This is a genomic window from Micromonospora citrea, from assembly GCF_049629545.1.
GTDB lineage: Bacteria > Actinomycetota > Actinomycetes > Mycobacteriales > Micromonosporaceae > Micromonospora > Micromonospora citrea_A.
Window position 1 is genome coordinate 58,845 of record NZ_JBNADX010000008.1, and the last position, 23,086, is coordinate 81,930.

Consider the following 23,086-nt stretch of genomic DNA (forward strand, 5'->3'; position numbering starts at 1 on the left):
GGACGGCGCCCGGTGCCGTGCGGCGGGCACGCGCCGTCCGGCCTTCTCCGGCCGCGCCGGTTTCCGGCCCCGTCGCTCTTCCCCCCAGGACCGACGGCGGGGCCGGTCAGGCCTCCTCCAACAACTCCAGCACCGACCGCTCCGCCTCGTCCTGCGGGGAGTCGGAACGCACCGGCGCCACCACCCCGTCGTGGTACAGGTCCACCACCCGCGGGTCCACGTAGGACGTGCGCGCCACGGTCGGGGTGTTGCCCAGCAGCTCCGCGACGTCCCGCATCACCCCGGCGACCGCCTTGCGCCGGGCGGTGACCGAGCGTCGCACGCCGACCGTGGCCAGTTCGGTGGCGGCGAGCACGGTGGCGTGCCAGGTCCGGAAGTCCTTCGCCGTCATCTCCCCGCCGCTGGCGTCACGCAGGTAACCGTTGACCTCGTCGCTGCGCACGTCGCGCCAGGTCCGGCCGTCCCAGTAGCCGAAGAGGCGCTCCTCGGCCCGCCGCCGGCGGCGCAGGTTGGTCAGCACCCGGCACAGCTCCGGGTCCTCGATCCGGCGTACCTGGTCGATGCCGCCCTTGGCGGGGAACTCGAAGACCACGCAGCCGGCCCGGGAACGGGCGTGCTCGGGACGCAGGGTGGACACGCCGAAGGTGGCGTCCTCACCGACGGCGTACTGGTCGTTGCCGACCCGGAACATCCCCATGTCCAGCAGCCGGGCGACGGTGGCCAGCACCCGGTCCCGGCCGAGCCCGCGCCCGTCCAGGTCCCGGGCGATCCGCTCGCGCAGCGTCGGCAGCCGGTGGGCCACCTCCAGCACGTGGTCGAACTTCGCCTCGTCCTGCTTGCGCCGCCACTGCGGGTGGTACAGGTACTGCCGGCGCCCGGCCGCGTCGACGCCGACGGCCTGGATGTGCCCGTTCGGGTACGGCGAGATCCAGACGTCCTGCCAGGCGGGCGGGATGACCAGGTCACGCAGCCGGGCCACCTCGTTCCGATCGCGGACCGGCTCGCCGTCCGGGCCGAGGAACACCCAGCCCTTGCCGGCCCGGCGTCGCCCGTAGCCCGCCCGACCCGGATCACTACGCCGCAACCGCACCGGAGATCCGCACCGCCTCTTCGGCCTCGTCCACGGCGGCCAGCACCCGGTCCACCGGCAGCGCCGCCAACGTCGGGTCGGTTCCTACCCCGACCGAACCGGATGAATCCCCCGTACCGGCCCAGAGCACCCGGTGCCGGGGGCGGTCCGGCGGCGGCCCCCACTCGGCCGGCGGGACCGGGCCGAAGAGCAGCACCGACGGGGTGCCGTACGCGGTGGCCAGGTGGCCGACGCCGGTGTCGCCGCTGACCACCAGCCGGGCCCCGGCGACCAGGGCGGCCAACTCGCCGAGGTCGGTGCCGCCGGCCAGCACCGCGTCGGCGGGCAGCCCGGCCCCGGCGGCGACCCGCCCGGCCAGGTCACGCTCGTCCGCCGAGCCGGTCACCACGACGCGATGGCCCCGGCCGGCCAGTTCCCGCGCCAGCGCGGCGAACCGCCCGGCCGGCCAGCGCTTCTCCGGGATCTTGCTGCCGGGGTGCACGATCGTCGCGCCGGTCGGCGACCCGCCCGGCACGGGCCGGCGCAGCGCCAGATCGCCGCGGTCGGCGGGGATGCCGTACCAGGCGAGCAGCCGGCACCAGCGCGCCACCTCGTGCTCCCCGGACCGCCACGGCGGGCCGTCCAGGTGCCCGGCCTCGGGGCAGCGGAAGGCGAGCAGCCGCCCCGCGCCGGCCAGCATCCGGTGCGACTGCGGACCCCGCCCGTGCAGGTTCACCGCCAGGGGCGCGGGCGGCCACGGCGGCGGGCCGAGCCCGTCGGTGGGCAGCAGCCGGTCCACCGCGCCGACCAGGTCGACCAGGGGCGCGAGCCAGGCCGGCGCGGCCAGCGCCAGCTCCTCACCGGGGTACGCGGCCCGCAACGCGCGCAGCGCGGGCACCGCCGTGGCCAGGTCACCGACGCCCAGGGCGCGCAGCACGAGGATCACGGCCAGGACGTCTCCCGCTCGGCGCAGACCACCATCTCCCGTACCGCGCAGCCGGGCGGCTGGGAGAGGGCGAACATGATCGCGGCGGCGGTGTCGGCCGGGTCGTTGAGGTTGGCGTCCGGTCCCGGCTGGTACTGCGGGTCGCGCTCGTCGAAGAAGGCGGTGCGCATGCCGCCCGGGATCAGCAGGGTCACCCCGATCCGGCCGGCGAGTTCGGCGGCGAGGGCGCGGGTGAAGCCGACCACCCCGAACTTCGCCGCGCAGTACGCGGTGGCGTCGCTGACCGCCTTGATCCCCAACGTCGAGGCGACCGTGACCACGTTGCCCCGGGCGGCCTCCAGGTACGGCAGCGCCGCGCGGACCACCGCCACGGTGGCGAGCAGGTCGACCGCGACGATCCGCTCCCAGGTCTCGCCGGGCAGGTCGGCGAGCTTGCCCGGCACGTCGGTGCCGGCCGCGGTCACCACCGCGTCCAGGCCACCGTTGCGCTCGGCCAGCTCCCGGGTGGCCGCCTCCGCCGCCCGAGTGTCGGCGAGGTCGCACTCGACCCAGGGCACCCCGTCGGCGGGACGGTGCCGGTCGAGCACGAGCGGCCGCCCGCCGGCCCGGGCCACGGCGGTCACCACGGCCGCGCCGAGGCCGCTCGATCCACCGGTGACCAGGACGGTCGGACCGGCACCGGGTGCGCTGCTGGTCATCGTGCTCCTTCCGCCGTACGACGCCCGGCGCGGGCCGCGCCGGTGGGGGCGACGGCCGGCCGCTCGCCACGGGCCGCCGCGATCATGTCGGTGGTGGAGCGGCCGTCCAGGTACGGCACCACCACGGTCTGCCCGCCCCAGCGGCGCAGCACCTCGGCCTCCGGCAGGGTGGCGGCGTCACCGCCGCCGCTCGCGTAGTCGCCGCCCTTGACCCAGATGTCCGGGCGCAGCCAGCTCAGCGCCGCGTGCGGGGTCGGCTCGTCGAAGACCATCACCGCGTCGACGCAGCTCAACGCGGCGAGCAGCCGACTGCGGTCGCCCTGGGACACCACCGGGCGGTCCGGTCCCTTCAGTCCGGTGACGCTGGCGTCGGAGTTGAGGCAGACGACCAGGCAGTCGCCGAGCTGCCGGGCGGCCTGCAACGTCGCCACGTGCCCGGCGTGCAGCAGGTCGAAGCAGCCGCCGGTGGCGACCACGGTGCCGCCGGCGGCGCGTACCTCGGCCACCACCGCGCCGGCCGCCGCGGCCCCGATCCGCTCCCCGCCGCCGCTGAGCACCACCGGCGGGGCGGCCCGCACCTCCACGGGCAGCGCGGCGGCGACTCCCCCGCCGGCCACGTACGCCGACGCCTCCGCCACCGCCTCCTGCACCGCCTCGGAGACCAGCGCGCCCCGGGCCAGGGCGAGGGTGGCGGCGGAGGCGAACCGGTCCCCGGCACCGCAGGTGTCCCCCTCGGCGTTGACCGGGGCCGAGACGACCAGCGGGGTGGACCCGGCGTGGCAGAGCAGCGCGCCGTCGCCGCCGAGGGTCACCGCCACCGCGCCGGCGCGCCACCGCTCGCGCAGCCCCTGCGCGCCCCGGGCGGCGGTGGCCAGCCGGGACTCCCCGGGCGGCACCTTGGTCAGCTCGCGCGTCTCCGGCTCGTTCGGGGTGGCCAGGGTGACCCCGGGCACCGCCGCCGGCCCGCGCGGGTGCGGGTCCCAGACCACCGGGGCCCGGGTGGCGGCCAGCGCGGCCCGCAGCGCCGGCTGCCGGGCCACGCCCCGGCCGTAGTCGCTGACCAGCACCGCGGACGCCGCGGCGATCAGCCGGAGCACCGCCTCGTGCGGCTCCCCGGGTTCCGCGCCGCCGCCACCCCGGTCGTGCCGCAGCAGCACCCGGCCGCGCGCCCGCAGCCGGATCTTCTCCGGGGTGGCCCCGGGCAGCGGCAGCGCGTACACGCGTACGCCGGCGGCGGTGAGCAGCGAGCTGAGCCGGGCCCCGGCGGCGTCGTCGGCCAGCGCGGTCACCAGCGCCACCTCGGCGCCCTGGGCGGCGGCGAAGATCGCGGCCAGGCCGGCCCCGCCCGGCCGGTCCGCGTGCGCCGTCTCGTCCAGCACCGGGACCGGGGAGTCCGGGCAGAGCCGGTTCACCACGCCCTCGACGTCCCGGTCCAGCAGGGTGTCGCCGACGACCACCAGCGGTCCCCGCACGCTCGCCTCCCTCATCCCGCCTCGACCTGCCGGTGGTCGCCGTCGAGCACCACCTCGACCCCGGTGCGCACCGGTTCCACCTGCGCCGCGCCCGCCGCCGTCGCCCGTCCCGCCGTCGCCAGTGCGGCCGGCAACTCCCGGTCGACGTACTCGCAGAGCACGTGGGTGGAGACCAGGTGCAGCTCCTGCACCACCTGGCTGTCCGCCGACGCCACGGCCAGCACCTCGTGGCAGGCCTCGGCGAGCGGGTTCGGGGCGGGGCCGGTGAACGCCCAGCAGCGCAGTCCGGTGTCCCGCCCCGCGTGCGCGGCGGCCAGCAGGTTGGCGCTGGCGCCACTGGTGGACATCAGCAGCAGCACGTCGCCGGGGCGGCCGTGCGCGCGGACCTGGCGGGCGAACACCTCGTCGTAGCCGTAGTCGTTGCCGATCGCGGTCACCGCCGAGGTCTCCGCGTGCAGGGCGATGGCCGACAGCGGCTGCCGGTCGTCGCGCAGCTTGCCGACCAGTTCGGCGGTGAGGTGCTGGGCCTCGGCGGCGCTGCCGCCGTTGCCGGCGACGAGCAGCCGGCCCCCGCCGGCCAGGGTCACGGCCAGCTCGGCCCCCCACCGGGACAGCAGCCCGTCGGACTCGCGGTACGGCAGCAGCGCCTCGGCCAGCAGCGTCAGGTGCATGTCGAGCAGCCCGGCCGTCATCAGGCGACCACCCTCGTCGGTCGGCGCACCGCGGCCACCTCGCCGTACAGCTCCGCCAGCCGCTCGGCGGCGGTGGCCCAGGAGTAGCTGCGCCGGGCGCGGCGCAGCGCCTCGGTGGCGTACCCGAACCGGCGGATCCGGTCGTCGAGCAGGCGTTGGATCGCGGTGCCCAGCGCCTGCGGGTCACGGGCCGGCACCAGGTCGCCGGTGAGCCCGTCCACCACGGTGTCCTTGATCCCGCCGACGGCCGTGCCGACCACCGGCACGCCGCACGCCATCGCCTCCAGCGGGGTGAGCCCGAACGGCTCGTACCAGGGCGCGGCGACCAGCAGGTCGGCCGAGCGGTACCAGCGGCCCATCTCCTCGCGGGGCACCGCGCCGACCAGCTTCACCCGGTCGGCCACCCCGCACGTCTCGGCCAGCGCCCGCAGCCGGCGGGCGTACGGGTCGGTCTCCAGCAGGCCGGCGGGTGGCCCGCCGACGATGACGCACTCCGCCTGCGGCACCAGCTCCATGGCCCGCACGACGGTCTGGAAGCCCTTGCGTTCCACCAGCCGGCCGACGGTGAGCACGCGGGGCCGGTCGGGCTCCCGGTCGGCGGCGGGGCCGAGCGGGGCGAAGGTGCTCAGGTTCACCCCGGAGGGGACCACCGTCATCCGGGAGCGGGGGACGCCGAGGCGGACCAGTTCCCCGACCTCGTCCTGGCACTGGGCGACCACCCGGTCCACCGTCCGGCCCAGTTCCCGCTCGTAGCCGATCCGGCGGGCCGGGCTGGTGTCCTGCACGCCCTGGTGACGCTTCTTGACCGTGCCCAGCGCGTGGTACGTCTGCACCACCGGCACCCCGGTCTGCCGGCCGGCGGTCAGTGCGGCGAGCCCGCTCATCCAGAAGTGCGCGTGGATCACCTCGGGCGACCAGTCACCGCCGCGCCACCGCGCCACCAGCCATCCGCTGAACTCCTTCATGTGCGGCAGCAGGGCGTCCTTGGCCACCGGCTCGGCCGGGCCGGCCGGCACGTGCACCACGTCGTACCCGTCGGGGGCGCGGACGGTGACCGGCAGGTCGACGGCGTCCCGGCGGGTGTAGACCTTCACGTCGTGCCCGGCGGCCGCCAGCGCGGCGGAGAGCTCCGCGACATGCGTGTTCTGCCCGCCGGCGTCCTCACCGCCCAGCACGGCGAGCGGGCTGGCGTGCTCGGAGATCATCGCGATGCGCATACTTCCTCCTCCAGCAGGCGGTCCCAGTCGGCGAGGAAACGGTCCAGGCCGTAGCGGCCCCGGGCGGCGGCACGGGCCCGCTCGCCCGCCCGGCGGGCCTCGGCGGGCTCGGCGACGAACCGCCGCGCGGCCTCCACCAGCACGTCCACCCGGGTGGAGAGCGCGCCGGCGGCCGGCGGCACGGCTTCGACGGCTTCGGTGGTGGCGAGCGCGACCACCGGCATGCCCATGGTCATCGCCTCGATCAGGCTCAACCCCAGCGAGGTCCACCGGCACAGGTGCAGGTACGCCCGCCGCCGGGCCAGCTCGGCGTGCATCAGGTGCTGCGGCACGTCGTCGTGGCTGGTCAGCCGGTCGGCGGGGAGGCCCAGGTGGTCGGCGAGCCCGGCCACCCGCATGCCGAAGACGTCCAGCGGGGCGATCTCGGCGAAGCGGGTCAGCAGGTCGGTGCCGGTGATCCGCCACCGGCGCACCGGCTCGTTGACGACCACGGCGAGGCGGTCCAGCTCTCCGGTCCACCCGACGGCGGGCGGCACCACGCCGTGCTCGACGACGGCGGTGCGGGTGCCGCCGTTGTCGTAGAACAGCTCGTTGAAGTGCGTGACGTGGGTGAGCAGCAGGTCGTCGCGGTCGGCCATCGGGTGGCGGGTGTTCGGCACGTCGCCCTTGGGGGTGTTGTGCTCGACGTAGATGGCCGGCACGTCCCGGCCGACCCGCCGGCCGAGCCAGTCGCAGGCCAGGTCGAACTCCTCGGGACGTTGCAGCAGCACCACGTCCACCTCCGCACGGCGCAACTGCTGCGGGGTGACCTCGACGGCGCTGTCCGGCCACGGGTAGGTACGCGCCCGGCCCAGCCCGTACGGGCCGCGGTCGGGGGTCACCGGCACCAGGTAGCGGTGCTTGCCGTGCACGAAGGAGGTGGTCCAGGAGCCGTGCACGTGCCACACCAGGATGTTCATCGGCTGCTCCCGCCGCCGGTGACCACCGCCGGTGCGCCCGGACCCGGGACGGAGGTGACCGCCCCGGTCGGCCCCGCCGTGGTGGCGGGCGCGTCGGCCGGCACGCCGAGCAGCCGTACGGCGTCCAGGACCCGGCCCGGCTCGACCGCGGCGAGGCAGGGGTGTCCGGGCACCGGGCAGCGGGTGGCCCGGGTGTCCCGGCACGGCGCGGCGGCGTCGCCGAGGCGTACGGCCGGCACCCGGTAGGGCCCCCACTGTCCGTACGGGACGGTGGGGGCGAAGAGGCTCACCACCGGTACGCCCAGCGCGGCGGCGAGGTGGGCGGGGCCGGTGTTGCCGACGACGAGCGCCCCGGCCCCGGCGAGCACGGCGGCCAGCTCGGCCAGCCCGGTCCGCCCGCCCAGGTCCAGGCCGGCGTCCCCGGCCACCTGGGCGGTCAGCGTCGTCTCGTCCGGTCCGCCGGTGACCACGACCCGGTGCCCGGCGGCGGCGAGCACCCGCACGATCCGGGCCGCCAGCTCGGGCGGGCAGGCCCGGGTCGGCACCGCGGAGCCGGGGTGCACCACCACGTAGCCGGGTCGGCCGAGCCGGCTCGGCGGCGCGGGCAGCCCGGCGGTGCGTACCCGCAGGGTCGGCTGGTCCCCCGGCGCCAGCGCGAAGCCGGCCGCGGCGGCCAGCGAGAGGGCGCGCTCGGGTTCCGGCACGCCCGCCGGCGCCCGGTGCCGGACGTCGAGCAGGCTGCCCGGGTAGTCGTCGCTGATCGCGCTGATCCTCGGCACCCCGGCCATCCGCAGCAGCAGCGCCAGGGGCAGCGGCGACTGGTGGAACGAGGTGAAGACGACCGCCTCGTCCGCGCCGACGGCGGCCAGGCGGGCGGTCAGCGCGTGGACGTCGTCGGGGTCGACGGGGGCGGGGTCGCCGTCGATCCACGGCAGCGGCCACTCGATCAGCTCGTCGACACCGGGCAGCAGGGCGGCGGCGTCCCGGCCGCGCGGTCCGCAGAGCAGCACGACCCGCTCGGCGCCGGCGGCGACGGCCCGCACGGCCGGGCCGGTGACCAGCACGTCCCCGGCGGAGTCGCTGCGCGCCACCAGCACGGTGCCCCGACGCGGGCCCGGCGCCGGGCCGGTGACCAGGGCGGCCCGGGCGAGGATGGCGGTGACCGCCGCCGGCAGGTCGGCCACCACGGCGGGCGCGGCGGCCACCTCGGCCGGGCGGGTGGTGGCGGTGGGCACCAGGATGCCGGCGGCGCCGGCCGCGCCGGCCGCGGTCATGTCCGCGCCGATGTCACCGACCATGACGCACCGCTGCGGGCTGGTGCCGAGCGCGCGGGCGGCGGCACGCACCATGCCGGGGGCCGGCTTGCGGCAGTCGCAGCCGGCCCGCTCGTCGTGCGGGCAGACCTGCCAGGTGTCGAACGGGCCGAGCAGCTCCTCGACCCGCGCGTGCACCGCCCGCATCTGCCCGGCGGTGAACAGGCCCCGGGCCAGGCCCGACTGGTTGGTGACCACGCCCAGGCGCAGGCCGGCCGCGCGCAACCGGTCCAGCGCCTCCCGGGCGCCCGGCACCGGGCGCACCTTGTCCGGGTCGCCGTTGTACGGCACGTCCTCGATCAGGGTACCGTCGCGGTCCAGCAGCACCGCGTCGAACAGGACCGGCTTCGACGCGCCCCGCCCGGCCGGTTCCACCCGGCCTGACCTGCGCTGATCCGGCTCCACCTGGTCCCGTCGCACGGGCGGCGGGTTCCCGGAGCCCCGGGGAGTAAACATCATCTACCCGGCGGTACGGCTCGTCGCCGTCGCCGGACTCCGCAGGGTCGCCGACCGGGCCATACCCGCCGCCCCGGAGAAGCTAACGCCGTCCCGTTAGATCCCGCGAGGGCCGGGGTACAGAGTCGCGGTGGCGATTGTGGAGAAGGTGATCGACGCTCCCCCGCAGCAGGTCTTCGACGTGCTGGCCGACGGGTGGACGTACAGCGACTGGGTGGTCGGCACGGTGCACGTGCGCGACGTCGACGCCGACTGGCCCCGGGTGGGCACCCAACTGCACCACCGGGCCGGGCCGTGGCCATTCTCCCTGGAGGACTCCTCCACGGTGCTGGTCTGCGAGCCGCCGCACAAGCTGGTCATCAAGGCCGGGCTCTGGCCGGCGGGCGAGGCGATCGTGGTGTTCACCCTGGAACCGGTCGGTGACGGGTTCGGCACCCGGGTGCGCATCGGCGAGGACTTCGCCGCCGGGCCACTGCGCTGGGTCCGCAACAAGCTCAACGACCTGGTGCTGCACCAGCGCAACAAGGAGACCCTGCGGCGGCTCTCCGACATCGCCACCCGGCAGAAGGCGGACGAACGCGCGCAGCGCTGACCCTCGGCCCCGGTCCCGGCGGGGCGTCGACGGCGCGGGCGGGGAGCCTCGACGGACGCCGCTACGGCACTGGCTACCCTTTGGGGGAAAACCGTCGGCAACCAGAGGATGTCCGTCATGATCGAACCCGTGGAGCTGCCCTCGCCCTGGCGGGACGCACGCCTGACCGTCGTGGTCCCCACCTACAACGAGGCGGGCAACCTCCCGGTACTGGTCGAGCGACTCCTCAGCCTGCCGCTGCCGGGCCTGAAGGTGCTGGTCGCCGACGACAACTCCCCGGACGGCACCGGCGAGGTCGCCGACAAGCTCGCCATCGAGCACCCGGACCGGGTCCAGGTCGTGCACCGCGCCGGCAAGGAGGGGCTGGGCCGGGCGTACGTCGACGGGATCACCCGCGCCCTCGACGGCGGCGCGGAGTACGTGGCGCAGATGGACGCCGACCTGTCGCACCCGCCGGAGGCGCTGCCCGGCATGCTCGGCGCGCTGCTCTCCACGCAGGCCAGCGTGGTGATCGGCTCCCGGTACGTCCCCGGCGGGGAGCTGGACGAGAACTGGCCGCTCTACCGTCGCGCGCTCAGCGGCTGGGCCAACCTGTACGTGCACACCCTGCTGCGGGTGCGCATCCGCGACCTCACCGCCGGCTTCAAGATCTGGCGCGCCGACGCGCTGCGCGACATCGGGCTGGAGCGGGTGCAGTCCAACGGCTACAGCTTCCAGGTCGAGATGCACTACCTGGCCACCAAGCTGGGGCACACCATCCTGGAGGTGCCGATCCGCTTCGAGGAGCGACGCGACGGCGACTCGAAGATGACCACCGCCACCAAGGTGGAGAGCGCCCTGATGCCGTTCAAGCTGCGTACCCGGCACCGGAACCTGGAGCGTTGACCCCGTCCGACCGGTCACCCGGCCCGGCCCGCCGGCCGGGCCGTCAGCGGTAGACGGCGCGGTGCGCCGCGCCGATGACCCGGGCGTACAGTCCGCCGGTCAGCGCGCGGTCGCGGTGCAGCGCCGCCCGGGCCGCGTTCGCGCCCGGCGCGCCGTGCACACCCCCGCCCGGGTTCGCCGAGGCGTTGGCCAGGTAGAGCCGGTCGACCGGGGTGTCCGGCCGGCCCAGCCCGGGCACCGGCCGCAGGAAGAGCTGCTGGTACGCGGCGGCGGTGCCGCCGCCGACCGCCCCGCCGACCAGGCCCGGGTTGCGCTCCTCCAGGTCCGCCGGACCGGCCACGAACCGGCCCCGGACCAGGGCCTTGAAGCCGGGGGCGTACCGCTCGAGCACCGCCTCCATCCGTTCGACGTGCCGGGTCACGTCCTCGGCCCGCCAGTCGCGGCGGAACGGCAGGTGGGTGTACGACCAGAGCGACTCCGTACCCGCCGGTGACCGACCGGGGTCGGCGGTGGTCATCTGGCCGACCAGCAGGAACGGCTCCTCCGGGACCTGGCCGCAGGCCAGGTCGGCGGCGTACCGGGTGAGCCCGTCGAGGTCGGTGGCCAGGTGCACCGTGCCGGCGCCGCGCACCTGCGGGTTGCTCCACGGCATCGGCCCGTCCAGCGCCCAGTCGACCTTGACGGTCGAGCCGTCCCAGCGGAAGTGCGCCAGGTCCGCCACGAGCCGGGGCGGCAACGCGGCCGCGCCGACCAGGTCCAGGTAGAGCACGGGGGCGGGCACGTCGGCCAGCACCGCCCGGCGGGCCCGCCAGAGCGTGCCACCGACGGTGCGCACGCCCATCGCCCGGCCCCGGGCCACCAGCACCCGGTCGACCGGGGCGGAGTAGCTGATCCGGCCGCCCCGGGCCAGCAGCCGGCCCACCAGCGCGTCGGTGATCTTCTGCGCCCCGCCGACCGGGACCGGCCAGCCGACCTCCTGCCCGAGCATGGCCAGCAGCCAGCCGTAGATGCCCGAGCCGGCGTCGTCCGGGGACAGGTCGGTGTGCAGGGCGCAGCTCGCCATCAGCGCGGGCGCGCCCTCGCCCCGGAACAGCTCGCGGCCGAGTTGGCGGCTCGGCAGCACCAGCCGGCGGGCCAGTCGCAGGGCGCCGGCCGTCCGCAGCCGGCCGAGCAGCTCCAGGCCGTTGCGTACCGGCGGGAACGGGGTGAACAGGGCGTCCAGCAGCGGGCGGGAGATGGTGCGCCAGTCGTCGTACGTGTCGAGCCAGCGCTGCCCGTCGCCGGGGGCGAACGCCTCCATCGAGGCGGCGCTGCGCGCCGGGTCCCGGTTGAGCACCGCCGCCCGTCCGTCGGGCATGACGTGGGCCAGCACGTCCGGGGCGTGGGTCCAGGTCAGGCCGTGGGCGTCGAGGCCGAGCCGGCGCAGCACCGGCGAGGCGTACCCGAGGGGGTAGAAGGAGCTGTAGAGGTCGCTGAGGTAGCCGGGGGCGGTCACCTCGGCGGAGCGGACCGCGCCGCCGGGGGCGGCGGTGGCCTCCAGCACCAGCACGTCCCAGCCGGCGTCGGCGAGCAGGTTCGCGGCCACCAGCCCGTTGTGTCCGGCGCCGACGACGACGGCGTCCGCGGTCTCCGTCCCGCTGTCGATCATCCGATCCGCCTACCCGGCCGGCAACCGGGCGAAACGCGTTTGCCTCGCCGGGAGCGGGGCATCCCCCGCCGCATGTACAGGGTTGAACAGCTCATCGGTGGGGTGTGGGGCGCGGGCGGCGAGGGTGGTGAGCTGACGGTCCACGATCCGGCCGACGGCTCCCCGGTCGCCACCGTGCCGGTGGCGACGGCGGACGAGGTGGCCAAGGCGGTCGAGGCGGCCCGGGGCGCGGCCGCGGAGTGGGCGGCGACGCCCCCGGCGGAGCGGGCGGCGGCGCTGCACCGGGCGGCGGACGCCCTGGCGGCGGCGGCCGACGAACTGGCGGCGGCGACCACGGCGGAGATGGGCAAGCCGCTGGGCGACGCGCGTGGCGGCGTCGAGGCGGGCATCGGCACGCTGCGACAGTACGCCGAGCTCGGCCCGGTGCGCGGTGGCCGCACCCTGCACGGCGGCGCCGCCGCGATCGACTTCATGGCGCCGGAGCCGCGCGGCGTGGTCGCCGCCGTCACCCCGTGGAACGACCCGGTGGCGGTCTCCTGCGGGCTGCTCGGCGCGGCCCTGGTCACCGGCAACGTGGTGCTGTACAAGCCGAGCGAGCGGACCCCGGCCACCGGCTGGCTGCTGGCGAGGGTCCTCGACGGCGCCCTGCCGGCCGGGGTGCTGTCCCTGCTCACCGGCGGCGCCGAGGTGGGTGCGGCCCTCGCGGCGCAGGAGGTGGACGTGGTCGCCCACGTCGGCTCGACGGCGACCGGCCGGGCCATCGCGGCGGCCTGTGCCCGCACCGGCGCGAAGGCGCTGCTGGAGAACGGTGGCAGCGACCCGCTGATCGTCGACGCCGGGGTGGACCCGGTCTGGGCGGCGCAGCAGGCGGCGATCGGCGCGTTCGCCAACGCCGGTCAGATCTGCGTGGCGGTCGAGCGGATCTACGCGCACCGGGACGTCGCCGAGGACTTCGTCGACGCGCTGGTCGAGCGGGCGCGGGCGCTCACGGTCGGGCCGGGCCGGGAGCCGGGCACCGAGCTGGGACCACTGGTGGACCGGCGGCACCGCGACCACGTGCACGGCCAGGTCACCGCGGCGGTCGCGGAGGGCGCGACGCTGCGGGTGGGCGGCACGCTGCCGGACGGCCCGGGGGCGTTCTACCCGGCCACGGTGGTCACCGACTGCCGGCAGGAGATGACGCTGGTCCGGGAGGAGACGTTCGGTCCGGTCGCCGCGGTGGTCGTGGTGGACTCGTTCAGCGAGGCGCTGAAGTGTGCCGCCGACTCGCCGTACGGGCTGGCCGCCACGGTGCTGACCCCGTCGATGAGCCACGCCCAGCGGGCCTGGCGGGAGCTGCCGGTGGGCACCGTCAAGGTCAACGCGGTCTTCGGCGGCGCGCCGGGCGGCGCCGCGCAGCCGCGCCGCGGCAGCGGCCAGGGCTTCGGGTACGGCCCGGAGCTGCTCGACGAGTTCAGCACGGTGAAGGCCGTGCACATCGAGGCCCCGGGCGGCGGCCACTGGTGAGCGCACGCGCGGGAGCCCGGGACCGCCTGGTCCCGGGCTCCCGCCGTGTCGGGTCGCCGGTCAGCGACCGCGGGCCTTGGCCTTCTCCCGGGTCTTCGTGGTCTGCCGGGTGTTCGCCTTCTCGATCGCCTCGACCAGTTCCGGCTTGGTCATCCGGGACCGGCCGGGCACGTCCAGCTTCTTCGCCACCTCCATCAGGTGGTCCTTGGTGGCGTTGGCGTCCACCCCGCCGGCGGTGGGCGCCCGCCGGGCGGGGCCGCCGCCGGCCGCCTGCCGGTCGCTGGGGCCCTTGCGCCCCTTCGGCTCCCAGTGGTCGCCGACCTTCTCGAACTCGTGCTTGACCGCGGCGAAGGCGGTGCGGTGCGCCCGCTCCCCCTCGCCGTAGGTCTCGACCGCCGAGTCGTGCGTCTTCTCCCAGGTGCGCTGCGCCTTCTCCGGGGAGCGCCGCAGCGTGCTGGGCAGTACCTCGCGCCCGGGCATCTCGTCCTCCTCCGCGTCGGTTTCCCTCCGGTTGACGGTTCCCCGGGGCCCCAGGGGCAAACTCCGGCGTCGGGTTTGTCGATTTCCGGCCGGGGGTACCGCCGGGGCCAACTGGGAGCCGGGTCGTCATCCGGCCGTCGGGCGACAGGGGGGCGGGCATGGCAGCGACGACGGAGCCGACCGCGGCCGCCGGACGGCAGGGCGTCCCCCGCCGGGTACGCCAGTTGAGCTGGACCACCTGGCGCGGCGCGCTGGTGCGCAGCGGCCGCAACTTCGTCAAGGACAACTGCGCCGACTGGGCGGCGGCGCTCACCTACTACGGGGTGCTGGCGCTCTTCCCGTCCACGGTCGTGGTGGTCGCCCTGGTGGGGCTGGTCTCCGACGGGGAGCGGACCGTCGACACGGTGCTCGACCTGGCCCGCGACGTCGGGGCCGGCGCGGTGGTCGCCAACGACGGCTTCGTGTCGGTGGTACGCACCGTGGTCGACCAGCAGAGCGGGGCGAAGGTGCTGCTGAGTTTCGGTCTGCTCGGCGCGCTCTGGTCGGCGTCCGGCTTCATCGGGGCGTTCACCCGGGCCTCCAACGCCATCTACGGCGTCGAGGAGGGCCGGCCGTTCTGGCGGCTGCGTCCGATGCAGATCGGGCTGGCCGGGGTCTCGCTGGTGCTGCTCGCGGTGGTGGCGCTCGGCCTGATCGTCAGCGGGCCGGTGACCGACGCGGTCGGCGACCTGGTGGGCGCGGGTGGGCTGGCCCGCACGGTGTGGAGCGTGCTCAAGTGGCCGGTGCTGGCGCTGGTGATGATGACCCTGCTGTCGTTGCTGTTCTGGATCGCCCCGAACGTCCGGCAGCCGCGGTTCCGGTGGCTCACCCCGGGCGGGGCGGTGGCCCTGCTCGCCTGGGTGCTGGCCAGCTCCGGTTTCGGCCTGTACGTCGCCAACTTCGGCTCGTACGACGTCACGTACGGCAGCCTCGGCGCGGTCATCGCCTTCCTGGTCTGGCTCTACCTGTCCAACTGCGCGTTGATGTTCGGGGTGCAGATCAACGCCGAACTCCAGCGCGGGCGGGTGCTGCAGACCGGGGCGGAGGACCCGGGTGAGCCGGTGCTGCCGCCGAAGGCGGCCGCCGGTTCGTGACCCGGTGCCGGGTTCGGCGTTTCCCGGCGGTCCCCCCGGGTAGCACACACGGCATGGAACGTGGCAGCAGCAAGCACGGACCGAGGATCGACGAGCAGATGAGCCAGGAGGTCGCCGGCCTCGTGCAGGGGCCGGGCACCGGTGGTTCGCGCGTCGAGGAGTTCCGCGAGGCGGAGCCGGCCGGCGAGGACCAGCCGGGAGCCACCACGGCCCCGGCGGGTGAGCTGCGTACCGGCGCCCCGCAGGGGATGAGCTCCGAGGACGTGGAGGCGCGCAGCCGGCTCGGGCGGTTCATCACGATGGCCGCCCTGCCGGGCGACCGCGAGGCGTTGGTGGCCAATGCCCGGGACAACGAGGCGCCGGCCGACATCGTCGCCGCGCTGCAGGGGCTGCCCGACGGTACGCGTTACCAGACGGTTTCCGAGGTGTGGGCAGCTCTCGGGCACAAGAACGAGACGACGCGCTGGTGAGACGGACCGGCCCACGGTTCGCCGAGCACGCCAGCGGCAGAGGAGGAACGCTTTCATGAGCGGCGTTATCGAGCACGTCGAGGTGGCCGTCCCGATCCGGACGGCCTACGACCAGTGGACCCAGTTCGAGGAGTTCCCCCACTTCATGGAGGGGGTCGAGGAGGTCCGGCAGATGTCGGACAGGATGACCCACTGGACGGTGGAGATCGCCGGCGTCAAGCGCGAGTTCGACGCCGAGATCACCGAGCAGCTCCCGGACGAGCGGGTGGCCTGGAAGTCCACCGGCGGCACCCAGCACGCCGGCGTGGTGACCTTCCACCGGCTCGACGAGGGCAAGACCCGGGTGACCCTGCAGATGGACTTCGAGCCGCACGGCGTGGTCGAGCAGGCCGGCGACAAGCTGGGCGTGGTGGACCGCCGCGTCAAGGGCGACCTGGCCCGGTTCAAGCAGTTCATCGAGCGCCGCGGTCTGGAGACCGGCGCGTGGCGGGGGCAGGTCGACCGTCCCCAGCCCTGATCCCTCCCCCGCGACACGACGTCCGACGGCCGCCGGTGACCCGGCGGCCGTCGCCGTGTCCGGGCCGGACCGTTTGCGACCACCGGCCCCGGGTACCGCGATGGGATGACGCAGAACGACGACAGGGCGTGGCGGGACGAGCAGAAGACCCCGCTGGAGGAGTTGGACCGGGCGATCGCCCGGTCGACCATCGACGGGCAGGCCGACGACGTCACCGGCAACGCCGCCGGTGAGGAGGCCGCCTTCGGGCACGGGCCGGAGGCGGTGGACCGGGGCGCCGGACCGGAGGCGGAGCGGCGGGAGATGACCGACTCGGAGCGGGCGTACCGCCCGTCCACGACGGGACGGACCGGCCCCGACACGATGTGACGCGGCACGCCCCGGGCGGGACGCCGTCCGGGGCGTACGAGCGGGGGTCCGGGCCCTACCCTGGGACGGGTGCTGCCTCTGCCGCCCGGTGAGTTCCGGGCCTATCTGTTCGACTGCGACGGCACCGTCGTGGACTCCATGCCCCTGCACCACGTCGCCTGGCGGCAGGCGCTGGGCGAGTGGGACTGCGACATCTCCGAGGAGCTCTTCTACGCCTGGGGTGGCCGGACCCTGGTCGACATCGTCGCCGACCTCGGCGAGCGGCACGGCGTCGTCCTGCCGGTGCAGGACGTCATCCGCCGCCAGGAGGCGCTGTACCGGGAGCTGCTGCCCACCCTCGCCGCGGTGCCGGAGGTGCTGTGGCACATCGAGCAGGCGCACCGCAGCGTGCCCTTCGCCGTGGTCTCGGGCGGCAACCGGGAGGCGGTGACCGCCTCCCTGACCACCCTGGACCTGCTCGACCGGTTCGATCTTCTCGTCTGCGCCGGCGACTACGTCCGGGCCAAGCCGGACCCGGAGTGTTTCCTGCTCGCCGCCCGCCTGCTCGGCGTACCCCCGGAATCCTGCCTGGTCTTCGAGGACACCGACCTGGGCATCGCGGCGGCGACCGCGGCGGGCATGGCCTCCGTGCGTGTCCCGCCGCCCTGGCAGCGCGCGGTGCCCGCCCCGCGTCCCCGGCCGACCGGGCCGGATCCGGCGCTCTCCTGACCGGCGCACCGGGCACCGGTCCCGGGCGTCGCCCTCGGCCGCCCGCCGGCCGACACGCGCCCGTCGGCTCTCAGGCCCCGGTCGGTCGCCGGCCCGCCGCCGCGTGCAGGGCCAGCAGCACCAGCGCCAGGACGGTCAGCGCCGGCCCGAGCAGCGTCACCGAGGTGTTGCCGAGGAGCACGCCCAGCCCGGCCGGGACCAGCGCCGCGCCGAGTCCGGCGGCGCCGATCTGCACGCCGATGACGCGGTCGGCGTGCGCCGCCCCGACCCGTTCGGCGGTGGTGAGGGTGAGCAGCGGGAACACCGGCGCGGCCGCGAAGCCGAGCAGGAACAGGCCGGCCACGGTGACCAGGGCCGGCGCGGGCAAGGCGATCAGCACGGCGCCGACGGCCATGCCGACGAGGCTCGCCCGCAGCACCCGGCCGGTGCCCAGCCGCTCGGCCACCAGTCCCTGCACCACCCGGCCGAGGAAGAGGCTGCCCCAGTAGCCGGAGACGCAGAGCCCCGCCGGCGCGGCGGCCAGCCCCCGTCCCTCGGTCAGCAGGAGGAACGCCCAGAGACCGGCCGCGACCTCGATGGCCACGTACGCGGCGAAGGCCGCTGCGCCGAGCCAGACCGCCGGCAGCCGCAGCGTCTCGCGTACCGGCACTGCGGCGGCGCGGCCGTCGGCCGCGGTGGCGGGCACGGCGGGCTCCGGCCCGACGGCGGGACCCGCCGCGACCGGTCCACCGGCGGTCAGGTCGGCCGAGGCCGGGCCACCGGCCGGCCCCACCGGTACGACCACGGCGGCGGACCGGTCGCGCCAGGCCCGTACGGTCAGCGCGAAGGCGGTGGCCAGGGCCAACTGTGCGACGGCGACGCTCGCGTACCCCCAGCGCCAGCCCAGCCCCGCGCCGAGCACGGCGGTCATGATCAGCGGCCCGATCGCCACCCCGAGGCCGAAGAAGGCGTGCATCCAGTTCATGTGCCGGGGTCCGAACGCGCCGGCGGCGTACGCGTTGAGCCCGGAGTCGATGGCGCCGGAGCCGAGCCCGAGCACCAGCGCGCAGCCCACCATCAGGGTCAGCGCGGGCGAGGCGGCGTACCCGGTGAGGGCCAGGCTGGCCAGCAGGGTGCTGACGGCCAGCAGCCGACCGACGCCCAGCCGGGCCAGGGTGAAGCCGGCGAGCACGCTGGAGGTGAGGTAGCCGGCGGTGCCGGCGGTGAGCAGCAGGCCGACCGCCTCGGTGGGCACGCCGAAGTCGGCCCGGACGGACGGCCAGCCGACCCCGATCAGCCCGTCGGGCAGGCCGAGGCTGACGAACGCGAGGTAGGCCAGCAGGAGCAGGGAGGCGCGGGGCGGGGCGGCGGACACGGAGATCCATCCTGCCAGCACCTGGCGAGAACGCCTGCCGGCGGTGTCGTCCTCCTCCGAACCGGCAGAATGCAACGCCCGAACGGGCAGCAATGCGGACAGCCCGTCCAGAATCGGCCGATCGGGTGACGGCAATCCGGGCTCGCCGCGCAAGACTTTCGGGATGCAACAGGGCTCCGGCTTCCTCACCCCACGTCAGCGTCGTCTGGCCTGGCTCGGCTTCCTGCTCGCCGCCGTCCAGGCCCCCGTCTCGGCCAAGCTGGTCGCCGACGACTCCTGGCTGTTCAGCCTCTGCGTCGCCCTGATGGTCGCCACGGTGATCATCGCGGACGACGCCAGCCGCCGCCGTCCGGCCGACGCGCCGGCCGACTAGCCGTCGTCACCCGGGCGCGCCTCGTGCCCGGGCCGGCCCCGGCTGCGCCGACGTTCCTTCATCTCCGCCTCGTACAGGTGGCGTCGCCCGCCGGCCAGTTCGTCGCGCGCGTGTCGGTCCAGCTCGCGGAAGAGCGCGTAGTACCCGTCGTCGAAGTCCTCGACGATCTGGAACGTCCACCGGCCGGCGATCACGTTGCGGCCGAGCAGGTCGGTGGCGATCCGGTCGGCGATCTCGTGGTGCCCGGCGGCACGGAACTGCTCGACCGCGTCGTCCAGCATCAGGTCGGCGTGACCGATCAGCTGGTGCAGGTCGTAGAGGCGGCCCCGGGCCCGCTCCACCGTCTCCAGTGCCTCGCTGAGCTTGCCCAGCGCCGCCACCGTCTCGTCGCTCACCCCGGCGGGCCGCCGGTGCGCCTGGTCCGGGCCGTCGTCGTGCTGTCCCATCCGTCCCTCCACGGTGCCGGCTACGCCCGATCGCGCGCCGTTCTCCTTCTGCCCGGCCTGGGCCGGCTCAATCCCCACGGGGGAGCCGCGCCGACCGGAGGGGGACCCGGGACCGTCCGACCGGCCGAGACCATCGTGGTTACCGGATGGTTAGCCTCGGTCCCCATGCGTGTGCCGTACCACCAGGTCGCGACCCGGACCGCCGCGAACTCGGCGCGGTCCGCCCTCGCCCTGCTCTCCGCCTCCGTCGGCGCCACCGGCCTCGCCGCGGCCGCCGCCGACCCCGGCCTGCTCGCGATCGTCGACCAGCACGCCGCGGCCGTGCGGGACAGCCTCGACGGCGACCGCCGGCCGCTGACCCCGGCCGCGCTCGCCGGCTACGCCGAGGGGGTACGCGCGGCGGCTCTGGAGCACGGCCTGGTCCCGCCCGCCGGGCCGGTCGACTGGTCGGCGCCGAGCTGGCTGCTCACCCGCCTGCTGGCGGTCTGCGCGCTCGTCCGCACGCTCGACCCGCGCCACCTCGAACCGGCCTGAGCGACGACGACGGGAGGGCGTCCGCGCCACGCGCGGACACCCTCCCCGGGTACGCCTGGCTCAGCTGCCCGGGCGCCGGAACTGCTGGGTCTCGTCGCCCATGGACTGGTACGTCCCCCGGCCCGGCATCGTCCCGGCCTCCTCGGGGCGCGGCATGGGCCGCGTGCCGCCCCGGTCGGCCATCTGGCGGTTCATGTCGCCCCGCCCGGCCGCCTGCGCGCGACGGCTCTCCTGGATGGCGCGCGACTCCTCGGCCGCGCGGCTCAGCCAGCCGTCCCAGCGGCTCTGCATCGGCTTGACCAGACCACCGCCGACACCGACGATCAGGATGCCCGCCACCGTGGCCAGGACCGCGATCAGCACCGGCGTGGTGACCGTGGTGGCGATGCCCACCTGGTTGAGCGCGGCGATCACACCGAGCGCCAGGACGAAGACCGCGACCACGTCGCCCAGGATCTTGCCGTACGAGAGGCCGCCCAGCGCCCCGGTGACCAGGTCCCGGACGGCGTTGGCGATCGCGGCGGCCACGACCACGATGACGATCGCCACGAACGCGCGCGGCAGCCAGGCCACCACGCCCCGGATCAGGTCACTGATCGCGTTGGGCCCCCACACTCCGAAGGCGAACTGCAGGGTGAACAGCAGTACCGCGTAGTACGCGAGCTTCGCCAGGATGTCGCTGGCGTCGTACTTGGTACGTTCGAGCGCGCGTTTGACCCCGCCGCGTTCGACCGCCTTGTCGAAGCCCACCCGCTCCAGTGCCGCGTCCACGATCTTGAGAACCGCTCGGGCGATGAGCCAGCCCACCACGAGGATCGCGATGAACGCGATCGCCCTCGGGATGAAGAGCAGCACCGACCTCCACATGTCGGCCACGGCGTCGCCGATGTCGACCTGCCTGACCGCGAGGGTTTCCCCCATGATGTCCCTCCTGTCGCATGGACTGCGCCGGGCGCATACCCGGTCGCTCCGCCAGCACGCCGAAAGTCCCGGCATCAATTTCCCGACATGTCTTCCGAAACCGGCCCTGACCTGCCGCAACGTCGTGCCGCCGGGGCGTCGCGCGGCACTCCGGCGGCATGATCGAAACGAGGGCGGCACCGGCCGGTTAGGCTGCGAGACATGCCAGGCACGGTCGGGCGAGTCCCCACGTCACCCCCCGCCGCCCCCGGACCGGCCCCGGTCTCGCAGGTGGCGGCGGCTGTGCTCGGCCACCCGTGGGCGGACACGGCGCTGGGGTCACCGCAGCAGTGGGACCCGGCGGTACGCGCGCTGGTGGACGTGGTGCTCTCCTCCCCGGTGCCGATGGCGCTCTACTACGGCGACCGGTTCGTGATGCTCTACAACCAGGGCTACTCGGAGCTGATCGGTGACCGGCACCCCGCGGCGATCGGCCGGCCCGCGCCCGAGGTCTTCGCCGACCTGTGGCACACCCCCGGCGTGGGGGACGTGATCGAGCGGGTCTACCGGCGCGGCGAGTCCTTCCTCCAGCGCGAGTCGGTGCTGCCGGTCGACCGGCAGCTCGCCGCCAGCGGCGACCACGCGGTCTTCACCCGGGGCCACTCCCCGGCGCGCGACAGCGCCGGGCGGATCGTCGGCGTGCTCACCGTCGCCGCCCAGACCACCCAGTTCACCCAGCAGTTGCAGAGCCTCAGCGACTTCGCCGCCGCGCTCTCCGGCACCCTCACCCTGGATGACGTGGCCCGGGTCACCCTGCGGTACATGCTGCACTCGTTCGACGCCGACCGGGTGGTCCTCACGGTCGACGACGGGCCGGCCTGGCGGATGGTCCGCCGGCTGCGGGGCGAACTGCTCGACGAGGCCGACGAGCGGCTGCCCCCGCTGTGGCGGCCCACCGGCGCGGACTCCGCCGTCCCGGTGGTGGTGGTCGCCCGCAGCGGGGTGCCGTACTTCGTCGGCGACGGGCAGCCGCTGCGCGACAGCGCGGTGGACCGGCACGACCAGAAGATCCGTTCGCTCGCCGCGCTGCCGCTGCGTTCCTCGGTGATCCGGGGTGGTCTCAGCGTCGGCTACCAGGCCCCGCACGGCTGGTCGGCGGCGGAACGGGCGCTGCTCGCCGCCTCGGCCGAGCTGGTCGGGCAGGCGGCCGAGCGGGCCCGCCGGTTCGAGACCCAGCACGGCACCGCCCAGCTGTTGCAGCGCAGCATGCTGCCGGAGCAGCTGCCGACGCTGCCCCGGCTGCGCATCGCCGCCCGCTACGACCCCGGCGTCGACGGCAACGCCGCCGGTGGGGACTTCTACGACGCGTTCCTGCTGCCCACCGGCGACCTGGGCGTGGTGCTGGGCGACGTCGCCGGCCACGACGTGCAGGCCGCCGCCCGGATGGGGCAGGTCCGCGCGGCGCTGCGCGCCCTGGCGCTGGCCGACCCGCGTCCGGACGCCGTCCTCGCCGGGCTGGACCGGCTGGTCGCCAGCCTCGGCACCGAGACCGGCACCCAGGAGCTCTTCGTCACCGTGGCCTTCGGCGTGGTGGACGCCGCGCGCGGGCAGATCACCCTGGCCAGCGCGGGGCACCCGCCGCCGTTGATCCGGCGCTGCGCCCCCGACGGCTCGGCCACCGCCGAGTACGTGGAGCTGCCGACCGGCGCCCCACTGGGCCTGGGCTGCCGACCGCGTACCGCCACCGTGGCGTTCCCGCCCGGTGACACCCTGCTGCTCTACAGCGACGGGGTGGTGGAGCGACGGCGGCAGAGCCTCACCGCCGGGCTGCACGGTCTGGCGACGGCCGTGGCCGGGGCTGCCAGCGGTGATCCCCGGGCGCTCTGCGCGGTCGCCACCGGGGCGGTCTCCGGCGCGACCGAGGACGACGTGGCGGTGCTGGCGGTGGAGCACGCGCTGAAGCCGAGCCGCTCGGCGAGCATGGAGATGCCGGCGGAGCCGACCGCGCCGAGCCGGGTGCGGCACTGGATGACCGCCCAGCTGACCGACTGGCAGGTGCCGGAGGCGGTGATCGGGGCGGCGGTGCTGTGCACCAGCGAACTCACCACCAACGCCCTGCTGCACGCCGGCACGGCCGCCCGGGTGGTGATCGACCTCAGCGCGGAACGTCTGCTGGTGTCGGTGGCCGACTCCGGCACCCGGGGGGCGGTGACCCGGACGCAGACCGACACGTTGAGCAGTCGGGGCCGGGGGCTCGGCCTGATCGAGCAGCTCAGCGACGCCTGGGGGACCGACCCGACGGTGCGCGGCTCGACGGTCTGGTTCGAGATCCTCGTCCCGCCGCAGTGA

24 protein-coding genes are annotated in these 23,086 nt (G+C 75.6%); 11 read left to right on the forward strand and 13 right to left on the reverse strand.

Annotated elements, in window-relative coordinates:
* Nucleotides 1-106 precede the first annotated feature (106 nt).
* Genes ACPFP2_RS11395 through ACPFP2_RS11430 form a run of 8 tightly spaced genes read right to left on the reverse strand, consistent with a single transcriptional unit; the run spans nucleotide 107 to nucleotide 8,822 of the window.
* The gene (locus tag ACPFP2_RS11395) at nucleotides 107-1,090 is read right to left on the reverse strand and encodes a DNA topoisomerase IB (protein WP_424088751.1); all 984 of its coding nucleotides are present in this window, start codon (nucleotides 1,088-1,090) and stop codon (nucleotides 107-109) included.
* Nucleotides 1,074-2,015 carry a glycosyltransferase family 9 protein gene (locus tag ACPFP2_RS11400; RefSeq protein WP_424088753.1) on the reverse strand — a complete coding sequence of 314 codons (942 nt, stop codon included), beginning with the start codon at nucleotides 2,013-2,015 and terminating at the stop codon, nucleotides 1,074-1,076. Before ACPFP2_RS11400 ends, ACPFP2_RS11395 begins: the two co-directional genes overlap by 17 nt.
* A complete protein-coding gene (locus tag ACPFP2_RS11405) occupies nucleotides 2,012-2,713 on the reverse strand; it encodes an SDR family oxidoreductase (RefSeq protein WP_424088754.1) in 702 nt (233 codons plus the stop codon). Before ACPFP2_RS11405 ends, ACPFP2_RS11400 begins: the two co-directional genes overlap by 4 nt.
* Nucleotides 2,710-4,185, reverse strand: a complete 1,476-nt coding sequence (locus ACPFP2_RS11410) for a PfkB family carbohydrate kinase (RefSeq protein WP_424088756.1) — start codon at nucleotides 4,183-4,185, stop codon at nucleotides 2,710-2,712. The genes ACPFP2_RS11405 and ACPFP2_RS11410 overlap by 4 nt, the downstream gene beginning before the upstream one ends.
* A gap of 11 nt (nucleotides 4,186-4,196) precedes the next feature.
* The gene (locus ACPFP2_RS11415; protein ID WP_424088758.1) at nucleotides 4,197-4,877 is read right to left on the reverse strand and encodes a D-sedoheptulose-7-phosphate isomerase; all 681 of its coding nucleotides are present in this window, start codon (nucleotides 4,875-4,877) and stop codon (nucleotides 4,197-4,199) included.
* The gene (locus ACPFP2_RS11420; RefSeq protein WP_424088760.1) at nucleotides 4,877-6,094 is read right to left on the reverse strand and encodes a glycosyltransferase; all 1,218 of its coding nucleotides are present in this window, start codon (nucleotides 6,092-6,094) and stop codon (nucleotides 4,877-4,879) included. Before ACPFP2_RS11420 ends, ACPFP2_RS11415 begins: the two co-directional genes overlap by 1 nt.
* Nucleotides 6,079-7,053: a glycosyltransferase gene (locus tag ACPFP2_RS11425; RefSeq protein ID WP_424088762.1), complete on the reverse strand. Its 975-nt coding sequence runs from the start codon at nucleotides 7,051-7,053 to the stop codon at nucleotides 6,079-6,081. The genes ACPFP2_RS11420 and ACPFP2_RS11425 overlap by 16 nt, the downstream gene beginning before the upstream one ends.
* On the reverse strand, nucleotides 7,050-8,822 hold the full coding sequence (locus tag ACPFP2_RS11430; RefSeq protein WP_424088969.1) for an HAD-IIIA family hydrolase: 1,773 nt from the start codon (nucleotides 8,820-8,822) through the stop codon (nucleotides 7,050-7,052). The genes ACPFP2_RS11425 and ACPFP2_RS11430 overlap by 4 nt, the downstream gene beginning before the upstream one ends.
* A gap of 130 nt (nucleotides 8,823-8,952) precedes the next feature.
* Between ACPFP2_RS11430 and ACPFP2_RS11435 the strand changes: the two genes are divergently transcribed.
* Together ACPFP2_RS11435 and ACPFP2_RS11440 are read left to right on the forward strand one after the other, a co-directional pair.
* Nucleotides 8,953-9,414 carry an SRPBCC family protein gene (locus ACPFP2_RS11435; protein ID WP_424088764.1) on the forward strand — a complete coding sequence of 154 codons (462 nt, stop codon included), beginning with the start codon at nucleotides 8,953-8,955 and terminating at the stop codon, nucleotides 9,412-9,414.
* 117 nt (nucleotides 9,415-9,531) lie between these two features.
* Complete coding sequence (locus ACPFP2_RS11440; protein ID WP_424088766.1) at nucleotides 9,532-10,299, forward strand: polyprenol monophosphomannose synthase; 768 nt, start codon at nucleotides 9,532-9,534, stop codon at nucleotides 10,297-10,299.
* 43 nt (nucleotides 10,300-10,342) lie between these two features.
* Here the strand turns inward: ACPFP2_RS11440 and ACPFP2_RS11445 are convergent, their stop codons facing one another.
* Entirely contained in the window at nucleotides 10,343-11,947 is a 1,605-nt protein-coding gene (locus tag ACPFP2_RS11445; RefSeq protein WP_424088767.1) for a phytoene desaturase family protein, read from the reverse strand.
* Between the two features lie 72 nt (nucleotides 11,948-12,019).
* Here ACPFP2_RS11445 and ACPFP2_RS11450 point away from each other — a divergent pair, with 72 nt between their 5' ends.
* Complete coding sequence (locus tag ACPFP2_RS11450; RefSeq protein ID WP_424088768.1) at nucleotides 12,020-13,453, forward strand: aldehyde dehydrogenase family protein; 1,434 nt, start codon at nucleotides 12,020-12,022, stop codon at nucleotides 13,451-13,453.
* A gap of 60 nt (nucleotides 13,454-13,513) precedes the next feature.
* Here ACPFP2_RS11450 and ACPFP2_RS11455 read toward each other — a convergent pair whose 3' ends face one another.
* Entirely contained in the window at nucleotides 13,514-13,933 is a 420-nt protein-coding gene (locus ACPFP2_RS11455; protein ID WP_088978362.1) for a ChaB family protein, read from the reverse strand.
* Nucleotides 13,934-14,091: 158 nt separating this feature from the next.
* Between ACPFP2_RS11455 and ACPFP2_RS11460 the strand changes: the two genes are divergently transcribed.
* The 5 genes from ACPFP2_RS11460 (at nucleotide 14,092) to ACPFP2_RS11480 (ending at nucleotide 17,130) form a co-directional block, all read left to right on the forward strand.
* Nucleotides 14,092-15,066, forward strand: coding sequence for a YihY/virulence factor BrkB family protein (locus ACPFP2_RS11460; protein ID WP_424088770.1), 975 nt, complete (start codon nucleotides 14,092-14,094; stop codon nucleotides 15,064-15,066).
* A gap of 53 nt (nucleotides 15,067-15,119) precedes the next feature.
* Complete coding sequence (locus tag ACPFP2_RS11465; protein ID WP_424088772.1) at nucleotides 15,120-15,536, forward strand: DUF2795 domain-containing protein; 417 nt, start codon at nucleotides 15,120-15,122, stop codon at nucleotides 15,534-15,536.
* Nucleotides 15,537-15,591: 55 nt separating this feature from the next.
* Nucleotides 15,592-16,053: an SRPBCC family protein gene (locus tag ACPFP2_RS11470; protein WP_424088774.1), complete on the forward strand. Its 462-nt coding sequence runs from the start codon at nucleotides 15,592-15,594 to the stop codon at nucleotides 16,051-16,053.
* A 105-nt stretch (nucleotides 16,054-16,158) separates the two neighbouring features.
* Nucleotides 16,159-16,422 (forward strand): hypothetical protein, encoded by a 264-nt coding sequence (locus tag ACPFP2_RS11475; RefSeq protein ID WP_424088775.1) that lies wholly within the window; start codon nucleotides 16,159-16,161, stop codon nucleotides 16,420-16,422.
* Nucleotides 16,423-16,491: 69 nt separating this feature from the next.
* Nucleotides 16,492-17,130, forward strand: a complete 639-nt coding sequence (locus ACPFP2_RS11480) for an HAD family hydrolase (RefSeq protein WP_424088777.1) — start codon at nucleotides 16,492-16,494, stop codon at nucleotides 17,128-17,130.
* 70 nt (nucleotides 17,131-17,200) lie between these two features.
* Here ACPFP2_RS11480 and ACPFP2_RS11485 read toward each other — a convergent pair whose 3' ends face one another.
* Nucleotides 17,201-18,484, reverse strand: a complete 1,284-nt coding sequence (locus ACPFP2_RS11485; protein WP_424088780.1) for an MFS transporter — start codon at nucleotides 18,482-18,484, stop codon at nucleotides 17,201-17,203.
* Nucleotides 18,485-18,647: 163 nt separating this feature from the next.
* Between ACPFP2_RS11485 and ACPFP2_RS11490 the strand changes: the two genes are divergently transcribed.
* On the forward strand, nucleotides 18,648-18,857 hold the full coding sequence (locus ACPFP2_RS11490) for a hypothetical protein (RefSeq protein WP_424088782.1): 210 nt from the start codon (nucleotides 18,648-18,650) through the stop codon (nucleotides 18,855-18,857).
* On the opposite strand, the gene ACPFP2_RS11495 is transcribed toward ACPFP2_RS11490, so the two are convergent.
* Nucleotides 18,854-19,303, reverse strand: coding sequence for a hypothetical protein (locus ACPFP2_RS11495; protein WP_424088783.1), 450 nt, complete (start codon nucleotides 19,301-19,303; stop codon nucleotides 18,854-18,856). The two genes, ACPFP2_RS11490 and ACPFP2_RS11495, sit on opposite strands and share 4 nt — an antisense overlap.
* A gap of 165 nt (nucleotides 19,304-19,468) precedes the next feature.
* Here ACPFP2_RS11495 and ACPFP2_RS11500 point away from each other — a divergent pair, with 165 nt between their 5' ends.
* Nucleotides 19,469-19,837 (forward strand): DUF6401 family natural product biosynthesis protein, encoded by a 369-nt coding sequence (locus tag ACPFP2_RS11500; protein WP_424088785.1) that lies wholly within the window; start codon nucleotides 19,469-19,471, stop codon nucleotides 19,835-19,837.
* A gap of 60 nt (nucleotides 19,838-19,897) precedes the next feature.
* Here the strand turns inward: ACPFP2_RS11500 and ACPFP2_RS11505 are convergent, their stop codons facing one another.
* Nucleotides 19,898-20,758 (reverse strand): mechanosensitive ion channel family protein, encoded by an 861-nt coding sequence (locus ACPFP2_RS11505; protein ID WP_424088787.1) that lies wholly within the window; start codon nucleotides 20,756-20,758, stop codon nucleotides 19,898-19,900.
* Between the two features lie 201 nt (nucleotides 20,759-20,959).
* Here ACPFP2_RS11505 and ACPFP2_RS11510 point away from each other — a divergent pair, with 201 nt between their 5' ends.
* Nucleotides 20,960-23,086, forward strand: coding sequence for a SpoIIE family protein phosphatase (locus ACPFP2_RS11510; protein WP_424088789.1), 2,127 nt, complete (start codon nucleotides 20,960-20,962; stop codon nucleotides 23,084-23,086).